The sequence below is a fragment of the Burkholderia sp. BCC0322 genome, assembly GCF_902833045.1.
GTDB lineage: Bacteria > Pseudomonadota > Gammaproteobacteria > Burkholderiales > Burkholderiaceae > Burkholderia.
Genome location: NZ_CADFDU010000014.1, coordinates 128,070 through 144,373 on the forward strand (window position 1 = coordinate 128,070; position 16,304 = coordinate 144,373).

Genomic DNA, 16,304 nt, shown 5'->3' on the forward strand with positions numbered 1-16,304 from the left:
GCACGATGCGCCGGATTCACGATGGCGGGATTTTACCGCATCGCGGGAACAGCCGGCGTCAATCGCGCGTCGAATCCGCGGTCCGGCATGCCGCCGGCGCCCGAACGCGCACCGTCACGCATGATGCCGCGGCCACGCTCGCACGCTTGCAAAGCGGTTTACAAACATTAAGCTTTGGTGCCGGCACCCTGTGGTCAAATACGGGGTTTTCCACAAAACCGTGATAACCGAGGGCGAGGTCATATTTGGCGGGGCAGTCGAATCAGCAAGCACATACGGCACATGACGCGGGCCCGCGCGTGGAACGCAATCGCGCCGGCGTCGCGTGGCTGGCCCTCGCGGGTTGCCTTGCCGCGTGCATCGCGCTGCCGGCCCACGCGAAGTACGACGTCGACATCGACGCGCCGCGCTCGGTTCGCAAGCTGCTCAAGTCGCATCTCGATATCGCGCGCTTCGCGAAGCGCGACGACATCAGCGACGACCAGTTCGACTTCCTCGTCACCGCCACGCCGCAGCAGGTGCGCGACCTGACCGCGACGGCCGGCTATTTCTCGCCGGTCGTGCGCACCGACGTGCGCACGCGCGACGGCAAGCGCGACGTGCGCATCGCGGTCGATCCGGGGAAGCAGACGATCGTGTCGAGCGTCGACCTGACCTTCAACGGGCCCATCGACACCGAGGATCCGAAGCAGGAAGCGGCGACCCGTTTCGCGTTCTCGCTGAAGCCGGGCGATCCGTTCACGCAGTCCGACTGGGACGGCGCGAAGGGGGCCGCGCTCAAGCAACTGCAGTCGCGCCGCTATCTCGGCGGGAAGATCGCGTCGTCGGAGGCGCGCATCGACCCGAGCACGCAGCGCGCGACGCTCGCGGTCACGTTCGACAGCGGCCCGACGTTCACGATCGGCAAGGTCGACGTCGACGGCGTACGGCGCTATCCGGAAAAGATCGTCACGAACGTCAATCCGCTGTCGGAAGGCGAGATCTACGACGTGCAGCGCATCACCGAACTGCAGCGGCAGTTGCAGAACACGCCGTATTACGCGAGCGTCGCGATCGACGTCGGCGACGATACGGCGAAGCCCGAGCGCACACCCGTGCACGTGAAGGTCAGCGAGTTCCCGTACAACAACATTCGTGGCGGCGTCGGCTTTGCCACCGATACCGGGCCGCACGTGCAGGGCTCCTATACGTATCTCGACACGTTCGGCGCCGCATGGCCGCTGACCGTGTCGGGCCGGCTCGACCAGATCCAGCAATACGGGCAGGTCCAGCTGTCGATGCCGCCGGGCGAGAAGGGCTGGACCAACAGCGTGCTCGCGTCGTACACGAACACCAACGTGTCGGACACGCGCATCTACAGCGCGCGGATCGGCGCGCAGCGCACGCGCACCGGCCAGTTCATCGACTATTCGTATTCGCTGATGTACTACCAGGACCGGCTCGACCAGAACGGCGCCGGGCCGACCACGAGCCGCGCGCTCGTGCCGCAATGGGCGTGGACGCGCCGCAACGTCGACGATCCGCTGTTCCCGCGTTCGGGCAACCTGATCCACGCCGAGGCCGGCTTCGCGGTCAAGGGTGTGCTGACCGACCAGTCGTTCATCCGCGGCTACGCGCGCGGCCAGCAGTACCTGCCGATCGGCAAGCGCGACCTGTTCGTGTTCCGCGCGGAACTCGGCGGCGTGTTCACGAGCGGCAGCTCGACCGGTGTGCCGGCGTCGCTGCTGTTCCGCGCGGGCGGCTCGAACTCGGTGCGCGGCTACGGCTACCAGAGCATCGGCAACAGCGTCGACGGCTCCGTGCTGCCGACCAAGTACCTGATGACGGGCACCGCCGAATACCAGCACTGGTTCAATCGCGACTGGGGCGCCGCGACGTTCTTCGACATCGGCACCGCCACCGATGCGTGGGGCGAGCGCGTGTTCTACCCGGGCGTCGGCATCGGCGCGCGCTGGCGCAGCCCCGTCGGCCCGATCAACGTCGACGTCGCGTACGGGTTGCGCAACCATAGCGTGCGCCCGTACCTGACGCTCGGCATCGCTTTCTGACCGTACCGCTTCACCGACGACGAACCGCATGACGAAGGACCCGAACGACACGCCGCCGCCTCACGATCCGGACTCGCCCGACGGCGCGCCCGACGCGCCGCCGCGCGCGCCGCGCCGCGGGCCCGTCGCGCGCATCGGACGGGTCGTCGCGTGGACGCTCGTGACGGTCGCGCTGCTCGTCGTGCTGGCGGTCGGGCTCGTGCTGGCCGCGGTGACGACCGAGCACGGCACGCGGCTCGCGTGGCAGGTGGCCGAGCGCGTGCTCGGCGCACGGCTCGCGGGTACGCTCGACGGCGGCTCGCTCGCGACCGGCGTGCGGCTGCGCGGGTTCGCATGGACGAGCCCCGACGGTACCGGCACCGAAATCCGCATCGACCGGCTCGACGGCCGCTGGGCGCTGACCCGTGCGCCGTGGCGGCTGACCATCGCCTATCTTCGCGTCGGCACGATCGACGTGCGAATCCCGCCGGGGCCGTCGACGCCGACTACGACGCCGCAGGACCTGAGCCTGCCGCTGCAGTTGCGCATCGACGACCTGCGCGTCGATCACCTTGCGATCCACGACGGCGGCTCGACGACGCAGCTCGACCATATCGCGCTGAACGGCCGCAGTGACGGCCGTCACCACGAACTCGTGCTCGAGGGCGTCGATACCCCGTACGGCGCGCTGACCGCACGCGCGAAGCTCGATGGCGTGAAGCCGTTCGCGCTGACGGGTGAAGCCACTTATGCGGGCAAGCTGTCCGGCGAGCCGGTCGACGCGCGCGCTCGCGTGTCGGGTTCGCTCGAGGCGCTCGTCGCCGACGTCGACGCGAGCGGGATGAAGCTGAACGGGCGCGCGCACGTCGAGGCCGCCCCGTTCGGCGCGGTGCCGCTCACGCGCGCGTCGCTCGCGTTCGATCACGTGAACCCGCAGGCCCTTGCGCCCGGCGCGCCGGCCGCCGATCTCGCGGTGCGCGCGGAACTCGCGCCCGTGACCGCGCCGGCCGGGGCCGAGCCCGCGAAGGGTTTCGCGGTGACGGGCCCGGTGTCGATCGTCAACGCGAAACCCGGCACGCTCGGCGATCACCTACTGCCGGTGATCGACGCGCACGCGACCGTGCATCTCGACGCGCACGCGCAGCGGATCGACGCGCTCGCGCTGAAGCTGATCCGCGACGGCAGCGTGACGGGCAACGGCACGCTGACGGGCGGCAAGGGCCGCTTCGACCTGAAGGTCGCGAACCTCGACCTGAATGCCTTCGTCGCCGAGCTGCGGCCGATGCGTCTCGCCGGCCCGCTCGGCGTGACGCTCGCGGGTGACGTGACGACGGTCGACTTCAACCTGAACGACCCGAAGCTCGCCCTCGGCGCCCGCGCGAAGGTTGCGCTGACGCCGCAGCAGACCGTGCTGACCGACGCACGCGTGACGGCGGGCAAGGGCCGGATCGACCTGACGGGCGTGTTCCGCCACGATGCGCATTCGAGCTACGACGCGAAGGCGACGTTGACGACATTCGATCCGCTGCTGCTCGCCGCGATGCGTGCGCCGAAGGCGGGTGGCGGCAAGGCGCCCGCCAAGGTCGCGAAGGCGCCGGCCCAGCGCGGCGAGACGCGCGTGTCGGGCACGCTGACGGCGTCGGGCGCGTTCGCGCCGCAGGTGTCGACGAAGGCGACCTTCAAGCTCGGCGACAGCCTGTACGACGGCGTGCCGCTGACCGGCGCCGGCGTCGTGCAGCTCGCCGGCTCACGCATTCTGCCGAGCAACGCGAACCTGTCGATCGCGGGCAACCACGTGGATCTGCGCGGCAGCTTCGGCGCGCCGGGCGACCGGCTTCGCTTCGTCGTCGACGCGCCGCAACTCGACCGGCTCGGCTTCGGCGTGGAAGGGCTCGTGCAGGCGCAGGGCGACCTGACCGGCAGCTTCGCGCACCCGAACGTGACGGCCACCTACAAGGCCGAGCACGTGGTCGTCGGCTCGAGCCGGATCGGCGCGGCGCAGGGCCGCGCGGACATCCGCGACGGCGCGCACGGCGCGCTCGTGTTGACGGCCGACGCGTCCGACATCGCGCTCGGCTCGCTGAAGCTGAAATCGCTGCGCGCGAACCTCGACGGCACGCGCGCGAAGCACACGCTCGACGCGTCGGCGCTCGGGACGGCTGGCGGCCGCGTGATCGACGTGACGCTCGCGGCGAACGGCGGCGTGGTCGAGAACCGCGACGGGATGCGTTGGGACGGCACCGTCACGCGTCTTGCGAACCGCGGCACGCCGGCCGTCGCGCTTCAGTCGCCGCTGACCGTATCGGCCGGCGCCGGCCGCGTGACGCTCGGCGCGACGCGGCTCACGCTCGAGGGCGCGGCGATCGACCTGAAATCGTTCGTGTTCGATCACGGCCAGATGCGCTCGGCGGGCTCGGTGAGCGGCGCGTCGATCGCGCGTTTCCTCGAGGTCCGCCAGGAGCTGACGGGCCAGCGGCCACCGGTGCGGACCGACGTCGTGCTCGACGCCGATTGGGATTTCTCGCTCGGCGCGAACTCGACGGGCTATGTGCAGGTGAAGCGTCGCGGCGGCGACGTGACGATCGAGAGCGGGCGCGGCATCGCATCGCTGGGGCTGACCGACCTGTCCGCGCGTGCGAGCTTCACGCCCGGCAACCGGCTCAACGTGACGGCGCTCGCGAAGGCGAACCGGATCGGCACGCTCGACGCGAACGTCACCGTGCCGTTCGCGCTGCGCGACGGCATGTTCGGCGTGGTCGACGACGGCCCGCTGTCGGGCCGCATCGACGCCGACATCCCGGCGCTGAAGACGACCGGCAACCTGTTCGGGCCGAGCTATCTGCTCGGCGGGCGCGCGGCGCTGAAGCTGACGGTCGCGGGCACGCCGGCGAAGCCTAACCTGTCGGGGATGCTGACGGGCGACGACCTGTCCGCGACGCTGATCGACCAGGGCGTGCAGTTGAAGGACGGTATCGTACGCATCAAGCTTTCGGAGAACCTCGTCGAATTCCAGCAGGTCGAATTTCACGGCGGCGACGGTACGCTGCGCGCGCTCGGCCGCGTGCGCCTCGATGGCGAGGCGCCCGACCTGACAGCGAGCATCGTCGCGGACAAGCTCGAACTGTTCGCGGCGCCGGATCGCAAGCTGTCGCTGTCGGGCAAGGCAACGGTCGCGAACGACGGGCCGCGCGGCGCGCTGTCGATCGACGGCAAGTTCGTCGTCGACCGCGCCTTGTTCGACCTGCCCGAGGAATCGGCGCCGCACCTGTCGGACGATGTGGTGATCGTGGGGCCGGGCGGCACGGTGCGCGGCGAGACGCCGACCGGCACCGCGGTCGCGAAGCCGAAGCCGGCCGGGGACAAGCCGGCGCCGTCGCTCGCGCCGCGCGCGAACATCGACATCGGCCTCGGCGACAACTTCCGCTTCAAGGGCCACGGCGCGGATCTCGGGCTGCGCGGCACGATCACCGTGATGAGCGCGCCGGGCGCGCCGCTGCGCGCGGTCGGCAACGTGCGCGTGACCGAGGGATCGACGTATACGTCGTTCGGCCGCAAGCTCGCGATCGAGAACGGCTTCTTCACGTTCAACGGCCCCGTGTCGAACCCGGGCGTCAACATCCTCGCGATGCGGCGCAACCAGGAGGTCGAGGCCGGCGTGCAGGTAACGGGCACGATCCAGTCGCTGACGGTCAAGCTCGTGTCGGAGCCGAACGTCACGGACAACGAAAAGCTGTCGTGGCTGTTGTTCGGGCACGGCACCGACCAGGGCAACAACGTCGGCCAGCAGGGTGCGATGACGGCGGCGCTCGGGCTGCTCGGCAGCGTGACCGGCAAGCGCGTTGCGCAGACCTTCGGTCTCGACGAGGTCTCGGTGGGCCGCAGCGAAGTCGGCCTGACCGACCCGCAGGTCGTGCTGGTGTCGAAGGCGATCAACGAGCGGTTCGTGCTCGGCTTCGAGCAGGGCCTGCAATCGGCGAGCAACGCATTCAAGGCGACGATCAACCTGACGCGCTTCTGGTCGGTGTCCGCGTACGGCGGCACGTTCCAGGGCATCGACCTGAACTACACGCGGCGCTTCGACCGTTGGTTCGGCCGTGACGGCGCCCGCGAGCGGCGTGCCGAGCAGCCATGAAGAAATGCCCCGCACGACGTGCGGGGCATTTTTTTCGCGCGAGCAGCCGCGCGTGCGGCTTACTTCACGCGCATGCCGGGCTTCGCGCCGCTGTGCGGCTCGAGGATGTAGAGACCCGGCTCGGCCTTCTCGTCGGTTGCCGACGCGGCAAGCACCATCCCTTCGGACAGGCCGAACTTCATCTTGCGCGGCGCGAGGTTCGCGACCATCACGGTCAGCTTGCCGACGAGCTGCTCGGGCTGGTAGGCGGACTTGATGCCCGAGAACACGTTGCGGGTCTTTTCCTCGCCGACGTCGAGCGTGAGCTGCAGCAGCTTGTCCGAGCCTTCGACGGCCTGGCACGCGACGATCTTCGCGATGCGCAGGTCGATCTTCGCGAAATCGTCGATCGAGATGGGGGCATCGTCCGCGCCGTTCACGACCGCCTGCTTCGCGTCCGCCTTCGCCTTCGCGTTGTTCTTCGCATCCTTCGCGGCGTTCGCGCTCGCGACAGCCGCGCCGGCGGCTTCGGCCTGCAGCGAATCGCGGTTCGCGGCGAGCAGCGCTTCGATCTGCTTCGGGTCGACGCGCGTCATCAGGTGCTGGTACGCCTTGATCGGCTGTTCCGACGACAGCGGCTTCGCGGCATCGGCCCATGCGAGCGGCGCGATCCCGAAGAACGACTCGACGGCAGCGGCGACGCGCGGCATCACCGGCTTCAGCGCGAGCGACAGCAGGCGGAACGATTCGAGGCTCACGCTGCAGGTTTCGTGCAGCGCGACCGCGTTGGCCGGATCCTTTGCGAGATCCCACGGCTTCGCGCCGTCGACGTACGCATTCACTTCGTCCGCGAGTTCCATCGTGTGGCGCAGTGCGCGGCCGTACTCGCGTGCTTCGTAGTGCGCGGCGATCTGGGGGATTGCCTCGCGCAGCTTCGCGACGAGCGGGTGGTTCATCGCGCTGTCCTGCACGCGGCCGTCGAAGCGCTTGATCAGGAAGCCTGCCGCGCGGCTCGCGATGTTCACGTACTTGCCGACGAGGTCGCTGTTCACGCGCGCCTGGAAGTCGTCGAGGTTCAGGTCGATGTCTTCCATCGTCGCGTTCAGCTTCGCGGCGAAGTAGTAGCGCAGCCATTCGGGGTTCATGCCGGTGTCGATGTAGCTCTGCGCGGTGATGAACGTGCCGCGCGACTTCGACATCTTCGCGCCGTCAACGGTCAGGAACCCGTGCGCGAACACGTTGGTCGGCGTGCGGTGGCCCGAGAACTCGAGCATCGCGGGCCAGAACAGCGTGTGGAAGTACAGGATGTCCTTGCCGATGAAGTGATACTGCTCGGTGGTCGAGCCCGGGCGGACCCACGCATCGAAGTCGATGCCATTGCGGTCGCACAGGTTCTTGAAGCTCGCGTAATAGCCGACCGGCGCGTCGAGCCAGACGTAGAAATACTTGCCGGGCGCGCCCGGGATCTCGAAGCCGAAGTACGGCGCGTCACGCGAGATGTCCCAGTCGGCGAGCTTGGCCTCGCCGGCGTCGCCGAGCCATTCGCGCATCTTGTTGGTCGCTTCGGGCTGCGCGAGGCCGCTCACCCATTCGCGGAGGAACGTTTCGCAGCGCGGATCGGACAGGCGGAAGAAGTAGTGCTTCGACGTCTTGCGCACCGGCGTCGCGCCCGACACGACCGAATACGGGTTCAGCAGTTCGGTGGGCAGGTAGGTCGAGCCGCACACTTCGCAGCTGTCGCCGTACTGGTCCTTCGCGTGGCACTTCGGGCACTCGCCCTTGATGAAGCGATCCGGCAGGAACATTTCCTTGACGGGGTCGTATGCCTGCTCGATCTCGCGCTCGGCGATGAAGCCGGCGTCCTTCAGCGCAACGTAGATCTTCTCGCTCAGCACGCGGTTCTCGTCCGAATCGGTCGAGTAGAAGTTGTCGAACGACACGCCGAAGCTGTCGAAATCGCGCTTGTGCTCGGCCCACACGCGATCGATCAGCTGCTTCGGGCTCAGGCCTTCCTTCTCCGCGCGCAGCATGATCGGCGTGCCGTGCGTGTCGTCGGCGCCGATGTAGTAGACCTCATGGCCATGCATTCGCAGCGTCCGCACCCAGATGTCGGTCTGGATGTACTCGACCAGGTGGCCGATGTGGATCTGCCCGTTGGCATAGGGCAGTGCGGACGTAACGAGGATCTGGCGGCGGCCTTGCGGCGCCGCAGCCTGCACGGGAGTGAGGTCGGATGCGGACATAGGGTCTGTAGAGGGACAGCGGTAAAACGACGGGAAACTGCGATTCTAGCAGGGGCGCGCGCCAGCGACGCGGGCAGGCGCCCTTGACCGGGCGCCGAGACGGAAGGGGCTGCGCAAGCGGTGTGCCCGTCGGTGATGTGCTGCGTTGCGGCACGATTTCTGCGGGCAAAAAAAACCGGGGCGGATACGGCCCCGGAGCAACAACGACAAGAGGAGAATGGTGACGCGCCGGCAACACCAGCCGCGTACCATAAATACTGACCACGGCCCGCGACAGAAGTTCGAAAATTTTTTCGATTGGTTACCGGCTCCGCCGGAAGCCTTGTCCGGCGGGGCTGCGCGGGCGTCGAGCCCGCGCGTTCCCCTCGTTGTGCGCTTAGTGCGCCTGCGCTGCGCGCAGGTAGATTTCGACGCGGCGGTTCTGTGCGCGGCCAGCTTCGGTCGCGTTGTCCGCGATCGGGTTCGATGCGCCCATGCCTTGCGCCGACAGGCGGCCGCCGTTCACGCCGCGCTGTGCCAGGGCGTTCACGACGCTTTGCGCACGGTTCTGCGACAGCGTCTGGTTCAGCTGGGCCGAGCCCGTGCTGTCCGTGTAGCCGACGATCGATGCCGTCACTTGCGGGTTCTGGTTCAGCGTCGTCGCCAGGTCGTTCAGCAGCGGCGTGAAGGCCGGCGTGATCGCGTACTGGTTCGTCGCGAACGTCACCGAGCTCGGCACGTTCAGCTTCAGCGAGCCGTCCGGCTGCTCGGTCACTTGCGTACCCGTTTGCGCTGCCGACGGCGCGAGCTTGTTCTTGATCGCTTGCCAGTTGTAACCCGTCACGCCGCCGACCAGCGCGCCGACGCCCGCGCCGATCGCCGCGCCCTTGCCGCCGCCCGCCAGCGCGCCGATGCCTGCGCCCAGCGCCGCACCCGTGCCGGTACCGACGGCCGTGTTGTTGCCTTGCTGCGTGGCGCAGCCTGCCAGCAGTGCGCCGGCCAATGCGAAGACGGACAAGCGGGTCGCGATTTTCATGTTCATCTTGGATTCCTCTCTTGGTTGAACGAGTCGACAACGATGACAACAGTTACGGCTCCCTGCGCGGGCCGCCCGAAAAAGGAGGGCAGGCCTGCGCCCGCGGCAGCCGCCGAGGTGGCCGCATGCCCTGTCCGCCAGCGTGGCTGTTGGGACAGGGCAGCGCGTCAGCCTCTACAATATAGGCGGTAAGCGGCCGATTTGGCCCCATAGCATGCCGCACGCGAAGAGTGCGCCGGGTCGCGCGTTCGCGCAATGGCGTGCAACAGATTCTTTCACTTTTTCCGATTTTCGCAGCGTAATTTGATATTTTTTGACGTTCGCGCGCGAGAAAAACGTTTTCACGGAGTTTCGATGAGCATTGACCGGGCACAAGTCGACGCCGCTTTGGCGGCCGTCGTCGACCCCAATACCGGCCGTCCGTATGCGGCGAACAAGGGCGTGCGCAACGTCGCGATCGACGGCGATGTCGTGGCGCTCGACGTGGTGCTCGGTTATCCCGCGCGCAGCCAGCACGACGACGTGCGCGCACGCGTCACCGCAGCGCTCCAGGCCGTGGCCGGCGTGCGCGACGCGCGCGTCGCGGTGTCGCAGGAGATCGTCGCGCACACGGTGCAGCGCGGCGTGAAGCTGCTGCCGAACGTGAAGAACATCGTGGCGGTTGCGTCGGGCAAGGGCGGCGTCGGCAAGAGCACGACGGCCGTCAACCTCGCGCTCGCGCTCGCCGCGGAAGGCGCGTCGGTCGGCATTCTCGACGCCGACATCTACGGCCCGTCGCTGCCGACGATGCTCGGTATCCACGGCCAGCGCCCCGAGTCGCCCGACAACCAGTCGATGAACCCGCTCGTCGGCCACGGGCTGCAGGCAAACTCGATCGGCTTTCTGATCGAGGAAGACAACCCGATGGTGTGGCGCGGCCCGATGGCGACCTCCGCGCTCGAACAGTTGCTGCGCCAGACCAACTGGCGCGAGCTCGACTACCTGATCGTCGACATGCCGCCCGGCACGGGCGACATCCAGCTCACGCTCGCGCAGCGCGTGCCTGTCACGGGCGCGGTGATCGTCACGACGCCGCAGGACATCGCGCTGCTCGACGCGAAGAAGGGCCTGAAGATGTTCGAGAAGGTCGGGATTCCGATCCTCGGCATCGTCGAGAACATGAGCATCCACATCTGTTCGAACTGCGGCCACGAGGAGCACATCTTCGGCGCCGGCGGGGCCGAGCGGATGGCGAAGGACTATGGCGTGAACGTGCTCGGCAGCCTGCCGCTCGACATCGCGATCCGCGAGCGGGCCGACAGCGGCACGCCGACGGTCGTGGCCGATTCCGAAGGCGCGCTGGCGCGTCGCTACCGCGACATCGCACGCGGGGTCGCGCTGGCGATTGCCGAGCGATCGCGCGACATGACGTCGAAGTTCCCGTCGATCGTTGTTCAAAATACGTAAAACCCTTGCGGGGCGGGGCCTCACGCTGTTTACGGCGCCGCGAGGCGCGGTATCATGGCGACTTTTCCCGGGTCCCTTTACCCGCCCGGCGCGGCCGTCGTGTCAAACGGCCGCCAGCCGGCATGAGGATCGAATGAAACAACGACATCACGGCGTGCGCGCCGGCCGCGTGCGGTGCGCGCTGCTGGCCGCCGCCGCGCTGGGCCTGCTGGCCGGCTGCACCTCCTTTTCCTCGTCGCACGAAAAACGGGCCGACGCGCAACTGCAGCCGACGGTCGGTTCGCAGACGCGCGGCGCGGTGACGTTCGTCGAGCGTCCGGACGGCGTGCAGGTTACCTACAACCTGGCCGGGCTGCCGCCGAACAGCGATCACGCTTTACAGGTACACGAACGCGGCGACTGCAACGCGGGCGACGGCTCGAGCGCCGGCCAGGTGTTCGCGCCGGCGGCCGACCGGCTGCGCGCGGGCGCTCGCGTCGCCGGCGATCTCGGCAACATCCACGCGGATGCGAACGGCGTCGCGGCCGGCTTCATCGTCGCGCCCGATCTGGCCCTCGACGGCGTGCGCTCGGCGATGAACCGCGCGGCGCTGGTGCACCGCGACCCGAGCGATCCCGCGTTTGCGCAGCATGGCGCGGGGCCCGCGCTCGCCTGCGGCGTGATCCGTTGACGGCCGCCGCGTGCGCGGGCCGATGATCGCGTAAAATGTCGGCCTTTCCCCGGCCGCCGTCCTGAATGGCGGCCTCCGTTTTCCGTCACGCAGCGTTTCCTGGCGCCCCGATATGAATCGACCCCCACGCTCACTTTGTTCGCTGCCCCTCCAGGGGGCCGTCAGCCTCCTTGGGACGACCCGGCGGAGGCTGGCATGAGCATCAAGTCCGACAAATGGATTCGGCGCATGGCCGAAGAGCACAAGATGATCGAGCCGTTCGTGCCCGATCAGGTTCGCGCGTCCGAGGACGGCCGCCGGATCGTCAGCTACGGCACGTCGAGCTACGGCTACGACATCCGCTGCGCGGACGAATTCAAGATCTTCACGAACATCAATTCGACGATCGTCGACCCGAAGAACTTCGACGAGGGTTCGTTTGTCGATTTCAAGGGCGACGTGTGCATCATCCCGCCGAACTCGTTCGCGCTGGCCCGCACCGTCGAATATTTCCGCATCCCGCGCACCGTGCTGACGGTCTGCCTCGGCAAGTCGACCTATGCGCGCTGCGGGATCATCGTCAACGTGACGCCGTTCGAACCCGAGTGGGAAGGCTACGTCACGCTGGAATTCTCGAACACCACGCCGTTGCCCGCGAAGATCTACGCGAACGAAGGCGTCGCGCAGGTGCTCTTCTTCGAGAGCGACGAAGTGTGCGACGTGTCGTACGCCGATCGCGGCGGCAAGTATCAGGGGCAGCGTGGTGTCACGCTGCCGAAAACCTGATCTGGTTGCATAACGTCTCACCAGTTTCCGGGTGACCGCTGCGCGTGACGCGCCGCGGTCGTTCTTTTTGGAGAATCGCCCATGAAGTTTCGTTTCCCCGTCGTCATCATCGACGAAGATTTCCGCTCCGAGAACATCTCGGGCTCCGGCATCCGGGCGTTGGCCGAAGCGATCGAGAAGGAGGGCGTCGAAGTCCTCGGTCTCACGAGCTACGGCGATCTGACGTCGTTCGCGCAGCAGTCGAGCCGCGCGTCGTGCTTCATCCTGTCGATCGACGACGACGAACTCATGCTCGGCGAAACCGGCCCGGACGGCGAACTGCCCGAGCTCGCGACCGCGATCATCGAACTGCGCGCGTTCGTCACCGAAGTGCGCCGCCGCAACGCGGACATCCCGATCTTCCTGTACGGCGAGACGCGCACGTCGCGCCACCTGCCGAACGACATCCTGCGCGAGCTGCACGGCTTCATCCACATGTTCGAGGACACGCCGGAGTTCGTCGCGCGCCACATCATCCGCGAGGCGAAGGTCTATCTCGACTCGCTCGCGCCGCCGTTCTTCAAGGAACTCGTCAAGTACGCGGACGAAGGCTCGTACTCGTGGCACTGCCCGGGCCACTCGGGCGGCGTCGCGTTCCTGAAGAACCCGCTCGGCCAGATGTTCCACCAGTTCTTCGGCGAGAACATGCTGCGCGCGGACGTCTGCAACGCGGTGGACGAACTCGGCCAGCTGCTCGACCACACGGGCCCGGTCGCGGCGTCCGAGCGCAACGCGGCGCGCATCTTCAGCGCGGACCACCTGTTCTTCGTGACCAACGGCACGTCGACGTCGAACAAGATCGTCTGGCACGCGACGGTTGCACCCGGCGACATCGTGCTGGTCGACCGCAACTGCCACAAGTCGATCCTGCACGCGATCACGATGACGGGCGCGATTCCGGTGTTCCTCACGCCGACGCGCAACCATTTCGGCATCATCGGGCCGATCCCGCGCGACGAATTCAAGCCGGAGAACATCCGCAAGAAGATCGAGGCGAACCCGTTCGCGCGCGAGGCGCTGCGCGAGAACCCGGACATGAAGCCGCGGATCCTGACGATCACGCAGAGCACGTACGACGGCGTCGTCTACAACGTCGAGATGATCAAGGACCTGCTCGGCGACCTGCTCGACACGCTGCACTTCGACGAAGCGTGGCTGCCGCATGCGACGTTCCACGACTTTTACCGCGACATGCACGCGATCGGCGACGGCCGTCCGCGTACCGGCGCGCTGGTGTTCGCGACGCACTCGACGCACAAGCTGCTCGCGGGCATCTCGCAGGCATCGCAGATCGTCGTGCAGGATTCGGAGAACCGCACGTTCGACAAGCACCGCTTCAACGAGGCGTACCTGATGCACACGTCGACGAGCCCGCAGTACGCGATCATCGCGTCGTGCGACGTCGCGGCCGCGATGATGGAGCCGCCGGGCGGCACCGCGCTCGTCGAGGAATCGATCGCCGAGGCGATCGATTTCCGCCGCGCGATGCGCAAGGTCGACGCCGAATACGGCGACGACTGGTTCTTCAGCGTATGGGGCCCGGACAACCTGTCCGAAGAAGGCATCGGTTCGCGCGACGACTGGATGCTGAAGCCGAACGACCACTGGCATGGCTTCGGCCCGCTCGCGGAAGGCTTCAACATGCTCGACCCGATCAAGGCGACGATCATCACGCCGGGGCTCGACGTCGACGGCGAGTTCGGCGAGACCGGCATTCCGGCCGCGATCGTCACGAAGTACCTGGCCGAGCACGGGATCATCGTCGAGAAGACCGGCCTGTACTCGTTCTTCATCATGTTCACGATCGGCATCACGAAGGGCCGCTGGAACTCGATGGTGACCGAGCTGCAGCAGTTCAAGGACGACTACGACAACAACCAGCCGCTGTGGCGCGTGCTGCCGGAATTCGTCGCGCAGCATCCGCGCTACGAGCGTGTCGGCCTGCGCGACCTGTGCACGCAGATCCACGACGTGTACCGCGCGAACGACATCGCCCGCCTGACGACGGAGATGTACCTGTCGGACATGGAGCCGGCGATGAAGCCGTCGGACGCGTTCGCGAAGCTCGCGCACCGCAAGATCGACCGCGTGCCGCTCGACGAGCTCGAAGGCCGCGTGACGAGCATCCTGCTCACGCCGTACCCGCCGGGCATTCCGCTGCTGATCCCGGGCGAGCGCTTCAACAAGACGATCGTGAACTACCTGCGGTTCGCGCGCGACTTCAACGAACGCTTCCCGGGCTTCCACACCGACATCCACGGCCTCGTCGCGGAAGAGGTGAACGGCCGCGTCGAGTACTTCGTCGACTGCGTACGCGACTGATGGCTGCGCACGGACGAATCCAGGCGATGCGCGCGGCGCTGGCCGCGCTCGTCGTCTGGGCGGCAGGGGCGGCCGGGCTGGCGGGCGCGGGTGTCGCGCACGCGGAAGTCGCGGCGGCCGACCCGATCGACGTCGCGATGCGGCAATGCCTCGCGCGGCGCGACCGGTCGTCGCCGGCCGGCCAGGTCCAGTGCATGGGCGAGGCGCAGCAGCAGTGGCAGGCGGTGATGGACGGCGCTTACCAGCGCCTGTTGAAGGATGCGCCGGCCGACGCGAAGCGCGGCTGGCAGGACAGCCAGCGTCACTGGGTCACGTGGCGCAAGGATGAAGTACATCTGCTGAAGGCCGTGTACGACACGACGCGCGGCACGTCGTACGCGATGTCGAGTGCCGACCTGCAACTGCAGCCCGTGCGCGATCGCGCGTTGGCGCTGCGAAGTGCCGCCGATCGCTATGCGCCTGCGCCTGCCGCCGTGCCGGTCGCGGCCGCGAGCGGCGCGCAGGGCGGCGCGAGTGGTGCCTCGAGCGCGGCCAAGCCGAACGGCAAGCCGGCGAACGCGCCGCGCGACCCGGCCCTGCGCCGCGTGCGGCCGTGCGAACAGGACGCCGCGTGCGAGCACGCGCTGTTCGACCTGAACCGCTATTACCAGAAGCTGCGCCGCAAGATGCCCGCGCATTCGGCCGCGACGCTCGTCCGCGCGCAGCGCGCGTGGGTCGGGTTCCGCGATGCGACGGCGCCGCTCGTCGGCGAGGACGGCCGCGTCGACCTGATCGGCGCGCGCATTGCGACGATGAAGCGGCTGTCGGAGACGGCCGGCAACAAGTAAGCGCAATCGCGAAGCCGGTTGTACGGCGATACGGCAAAACGGGCACCCAAGGTGCCCGTTTTTGCATTGGGCGGCAGGTGATCTATGCCGGGCGTTGCGTGTCGTGCCCGCCGAACCACGACGGCACGAGCGCGACTGCATCGTCGAGCGAGGCGAGCACGTGGAGGCTCAGCGCGACGATTTCGGGCGTCGGCGCCTTCAGGTCGGGCACGGTGACGACCGATGCGCCCGCGCCGGCGGCCGACTGCGCGCCGAAGTCGCTGTCCTCGAATGCGACGCACGCGTGTGCCGGCACGCCGAGGCGCTCGGCCGCGAGCCGGTAGACGGCCGGGTCGGGCTTGCCGCGCGCGACTTCGTCGCCGCCCGCGATCGCGCGGAAGAACGGCAGCACGCCGACCGCGTCGAGCCGCGCGCGGATCACGTCGCAAGCGGACGACGACGCGACCGCGCACGGAATGCCGGCCTGCGCGAGCGCGTCGAGCAGCGCGAACGCGCCGGGCTTCAGCGGAAACTTCGGATGCGGTTCGGGCGCCGCGAGCTGCTCGCGCACACGGGTGCGCACGGCGTCGAACGTATCGGGGTTGCCGATCAGGCGTGCCAGGATGATCTGGCCTTCGGCGAACGAGCGGCCGACGATCTGCAGGTAATCGGTGGCCGTCAGCGTGACGCCGTGCGCATTCGACGCGTCGATCCACGTGTTCATGATGGTCCGCTCGGAATCGACGAGCAGGCCGTCCATGTCGAAGAGCGCGGCGGAAAAAGTCATCGGCGGCATTCGGGAAGCAGGGAGGGCGATGGGCGGCACGACAGCCGCCCGAACGAAAAACGGACGCCGAAGG

10 protein-coding genes are annotated in these 16,304 nt (G+C 68.0%); 7 read left to right on the forward strand and 3 right to left on the reverse strand.

Going from position 1 to position 16,304, the window contains the following annotated elements; genetic code table 11:
* The first annotated feature begins 245 nt into the window (after positions 1-245).
* On the forward strand, positions 246-2,048 hold the full coding sequence (locus tag HWX39_RS29745) for an autotransporter assembly complex family protein (protein ID WP_175971266.1): 1,803 nt from the start codon (positions 246-248) through the stop codon (positions 2,046-2,048).
* A 28-nt stretch (positions 2,049-2,076) separates the two neighbouring features.
* Complete coding sequence (locus HWX39_RS29750) at positions 2,077-6,159, forward strand: translocation/assembly module TamB domain-containing protein (RefSeq protein WP_175971267.1); 4,083 nt, start codon at positions 2,077-2,079, stop codon at positions 6,157-6,159.
* A 59-nt stretch (positions 6,160-6,218) separates the two neighbouring features.
* Here HWX39_RS29750 and metG read toward each other — a convergent pair whose 3' ends face one another.
* Both metG and HWX39_RS29760 read right to left on the reverse strand, forming a co-directional pair.
* Entirely contained in the window at positions 6,219-8,381 is a 2,163-nt protein-coding gene (gene metG / locus HWX39_RS29755; protein WP_175971268.1) for a methionine--tRNA ligase, read from the reverse strand.
* Positions 8,382-8,757: 376 nt separating this feature from the next.
* Entirely contained in the window at positions 8,758-9,402 is a 645-nt protein-coding gene (locus tag HWX39_RS29760; RefSeq protein WP_175951015.1) for an OmpA family protein, read from the reverse strand.
* Positions 9,403-9,750: 348 nt separating this feature from the next.
* Here HWX39_RS29760 and apbC point away from each other — a divergent pair, with 348 nt between their 5' ends.
* The 5 genes from apbC (at position 9,751) to HWX39_RS29785 (ending at position 15,465) form a co-directional block, all read left to right on the forward strand.
* Entirely contained in the window at positions 9,751-10,842 is a 1,092-nt protein-coding gene (gene apbC / locus HWX39_RS29765; RefSeq protein ID WP_175971269.1) for an iron-sulfur cluster carrier protein ApbC, read from the forward strand.
* A gap of 133 nt (positions 10,843-10,975) precedes the next feature.
* A complete protein-coding gene (gene sodC / locus HWX39_RS29770; RefSeq protein ID WP_175971270.1) occupies positions 10,976-11,512 on the forward strand; it encodes a superoxide dismutase [Cu-Zn] in 537 nt (178 codons plus the stop codon).
* Between the two features lie 195 nt (positions 11,513-11,707).
* A complete protein-coding gene (gene dcd / locus HWX39_RS29775; protein WP_006398615.1) occupies positions 11,708-12,277 on the forward strand; it encodes a dCTP deaminase in 570 nt (189 codons plus the stop codon).
* Between the two features lie 81 nt (positions 12,278-12,358).
* Complete coding sequence (locus tag HWX39_RS29780; protein ID WP_175971271.1) at positions 12,359-14,638, forward strand: arginine/lysine/ornithine decarboxylase; 2,280 nt, start codon at positions 12,359-12,361, stop codon at positions 14,636-14,638.
* The gene (locus tag HWX39_RS29785) at positions 14,638-15,465 is read left to right on the forward strand and encodes a lysozyme inhibitor LprI family protein (protein WP_175971272.1); all 828 of its coding nucleotides are present in this window, start codon (positions 14,638-14,640) and stop codon (positions 15,463-15,465) included. Before HWX39_RS29780 ends, HWX39_RS29785 begins: the two co-directional genes overlap by 1 nt.
* 82 nt (positions 15,466-15,547) lie before the next feature.
* Here the strand turns inward: HWX39_RS29785 and HWX39_RS29790 are convergent, their stop codons facing one another.
* Positions 15,548-16,231: an HAD family phosphatase gene (locus HWX39_RS29790; protein WP_175971273.1), complete on the reverse strand. Its 684-nt coding sequence runs from the start codon at positions 16,229-16,231 to the stop codon at positions 15,548-15,550.
* Positions 16,232-16,304: the final 73 nt, after the last annotated feature.